Origin of the sequence: Thermogutta sp., assembly GCF_014359955.1 — a bacterium.
Classification (GTDB): domain Bacteria; phylum Planctomycetota; class Planctomycetia; order Pirellulales; family Thermoguttaceae; genus Thermogutta.
The window spans coordinates 1-3,266 of record NZ_JACIYL010000506.1 but is presented as its reverse complement, the minus strand read 5'-3'; the positions used below and the strand labels follow the sequence as shown (position 1 = coordinate 3,266).

Here is a 3,266-nt window from a genome sequence, read left to right as displayed (position 1 = left end):
CGGCCACGCGGATCCAGCGAGGAATGATGATTGCCCAGGTCATCCTGGGGGGCATTCCCATTGATCGTAACTGGCCGGCGTTTCGGGTACTGGCCCTGGAAGACCTGGAGAAAGGCCTGGCGGTTGATCCAACGCAGGCCGAGGCCTGGTTTACCGTGGCCAGGCTCCAGGCTCTCCCCGGGGGAGACGAGAAGAAGGCCATCGAGGCGTGTGGACGCGCCATTCAACTGGGGACGAACAATCCGCGCTTGCTCGCCGACGCGTACATGCTCCGCGGACAGCTCACGCAGGGCAAAGAGGAGTCCATCGCCGACCTGACCAAGGCCATCGAGCTTTTGCCCGATGACCCCGAACCCCTCCGTTTACGAGCGCAAAGCTACCTCAAGGCGAATAAACCGGAAGAGGCCCTGGCGGACCTCAACAAAGCGCTGGAGAAGGAGCCGGATTCGCTGCCCACACTGGAGGCCAAAATCGACACCCTGATCGAGCTGAAACGGTACGACGAAGCCCTTCAGGTGTGCGATCAAATTGAAAAGCTCAGCCCTAACACGGGGGAAGCCCTTTTCAATCGGGCCCGGGTCCTCGCCGTCCAGAAGGAATATGAAAAGGCACTCGAGCTTTTAAACCGGGCGGCCAAACTTGACCCGAAAAACCCCGCTGTTCTTATGATTCGGGCGGCTGTGTACCAGGAACTGAAAAAAACGGATGAAGCCCTGAAAGATATCAATGAAGCCATCAAGTTGCGTCCGGGAAATCCGGCTCTTTTACGCCTGCGGGCGGCGATTCTGGCCGGTAGTGGTAAGTTCAGCGAAGCCATCGCAGATCTTGAGCAGGTGCGAAAGGCGCAGAGCGGGGAAGACGAGGTGACCCTCGCCCTTCAACTGGGACTGCTGTACTCGGCTCAGAAGTTTTACGGAAAAGCGATTGAGCAGTTCACCAAGGTCCTGGAGGTCGATCCCAAGAACGTGGCGGCCCTCCGTGGGCGTGCCGATGCCCTGCTCAGCATGGGACGGCATGCGGAAGCGATCAAGGACTACGAAAAGGCCCTCGAAGTGGACCCCAACGACAGTGGTGTTCTCAACAATCTGGCCTGGGTGCTGGCCACTTCACCGGATGATAAACTGCGGGACGGCAAGCGGGCTTTGGAACTGGCAAAGAAAGCTTGCGAACTCACGCAGTACAAGGAAGCCCATATCCTCAGCACGCTGGCGGCCGCCTATGCCGAACTGGGAGATCTGAAAACGGCCATCGAATGGTCGAAGAAAGCCGTGGAACTCGGTGAAGGCGAGGAGAAAGAGGCTCTCATGAAAGAGCTGGAAACCTACAAGTCCGGTAAGCCGATGCGGGAACTCCTCCAGGAGCCGCCTGAGCCGATCACCCCGCCTGCCGACCAGGAAAAGAAGGAAGAGAAATCCCGGTCTGAAAAAGAGCAGAAACAAGAAGAGCAACAACCTGCGGAAGAAAGTTCAAAGAAATAGTTTCCGCCTGTCCGCCGTATTGATCCGAAGCCACCGCCGCCAGTCGAAAGACTTGCGGCGGTTATCTTTTTGACCATATCAACGGCCGACGTCGCACCGATTCTTGCACCCGGCAGCGACCGGCACAGAGCGCCCCGGACTTTTCACCGCTGGAAGAATTTTCGGCCTTGCTTGCCGAGTTTCCCGATCAGTTGTCCCGTCAGCCATCGCACGCCAACCCGTGAGACATGCGGGAGAATGTGTTTGGCCTGTTCCCTAAGCAGTCGCCATTTTTCGGGTCCGCGGTGCTGGCGCAGAAGCCGATTGCGCTGGACACCCTGGGCCTCCGGCCAGCGTTCGCGAATGGCTGTGAGGACCCCTTCCTTCACGTTGTACAGGCGGTCGGGATGTGTGCACACGGGAATGGCGGGCTCGCTGGAAGTCAGCTCAAGGTCGCGCCGGACGCACTCCACAAAGTCGCGAATCGCCTCCTCCTTTTTCGACAGTTTACCGCCGGTTTTCTGTTCCTGCCAATTGTAGGGGGGATTCCACTCGTGACGCGGACGGAGTTCGTCGATGAATGAGCACACCGCAATAAGCGGCGGTTGACAGAGGAACGGCCGTTCACGAAAGAATTGCCGAAATCGCTGGACAAAGATGCGGTCCGGCCTGCGGGCAGGAATCCGGGCCGAACAAACGATCACCACCATATCCGCTCGCTCCAGCTCATTCCACAGGGATCGCGATTTCTCGATCTCCTGCTCCGACTGGTAACCGGGGGTATCGACGAGAATGAGGCCTCCGGGCAATTGACTTTTGTTCTTGTCCCCGGAGTTGGCATCCTCGGGGATGAGACGGTAATGGCAAATTTGATTGGTGGCCGGGAGAACATCCACATGTGCCCGCCAGGCACCACAAAGGGCATTGACCAGACTCGATTTTCCCGCCTTGAGCTGACCCACAATAACGATCCGAATCAGTTCGGCAGGAACGGTTTCGTCGCCTGTCGAACCCTGCGCCGCTTTCCACTCTTCCTGGACGCTGGTTGTTCGGTGCTTCTCGAAATGTTCTTCATCGAGGACAACCCGGCCTGAGTAAAGCTCAATAAGATAAAATCCAACCCGGCGGATAATAAAGGCCAGCGCTTCGCACTTCATTTGGTCCATTGTCTGCTGAACGCTCTGATTGGTGACGTAGCGCTGGAACTCCCGCCACAGTGCGTTGATCGGCGAGGCAGCCGCGGTGACAATGCGGTAAATGATGTATAAGGATTGCCAGGACTCCCAGTATGTGCGAAGTTTTATCCAGTCGTTGATGGTAAGAATATGGGAAACAGGGATATTTTTTTGGATGGTCTCGCGGAGTTCGCGGGTCACTTCTTCGATTATTTTGAGAACGTCCGTCACTGGCACCTGGAGATAAGCTTCCTCCCTGTCGGGGTAAAAGTGGCGTGCCACGGTATGCATGAGTTGAAGGAGAAGATCCTGAATATCGTTGACACTATTGACGGAAAGTTCACCAGCCTCGGCTCGCAGCGCCAGTTGCTCCACCTTCTCCCAGGCCTCTCGTTCTCGAGGAGGCCAATGTTCGGGACACGCTGGGAGGGGTGTTTTGAACGCATCCTGGGGTGCCTTTCTGCGATAGTGACTGACAGCGACAAAAAAGGCTGCGGTGATTGCCGCTCTGCCGCTGGGAGGACGGCTGGACGCCTTGCGGCGGCTTCTCGAGGCGCCGGAAGTCCTCCTCGATAACCAGGCACGCCAGGAGCGGCAAAACCTGCTCGCGCGATATCCCCAGTTCGCCGAACTC

At 57.4% G+C, this 3,266-nt stretch carries 2 protein-coding genes; one reads left to right on the top strand and one right to left on the bottom strand.

The genetic code is table 11. From position 1 onward, the window contains the following. Positions 1-1,478: tetratricopeptide repeat protein (locus H5U08_RS13645; protein ID WP_297034116.1), on the top strand; the 1,478-nt coding region annotated here is incomplete at its 5' end. A 143-nt stretch (positions 1,479-1,621) separates the two neighbouring features. Here H5U08_RS13645 and H5U08_RS13640 read toward each other — a convergent pair. Beyond that, on the bottom strand, positions 1,622-3,007 hold the full coding sequence (locus H5U08_RS13640) for a GTPase (protein WP_297034113.1): 1,386 nt from the start codon (positions 3,005-3,007) through the stop codon (positions 1,622-1,624). Positions 3,008-3,266: the final 259 nt, after the last annotated feature.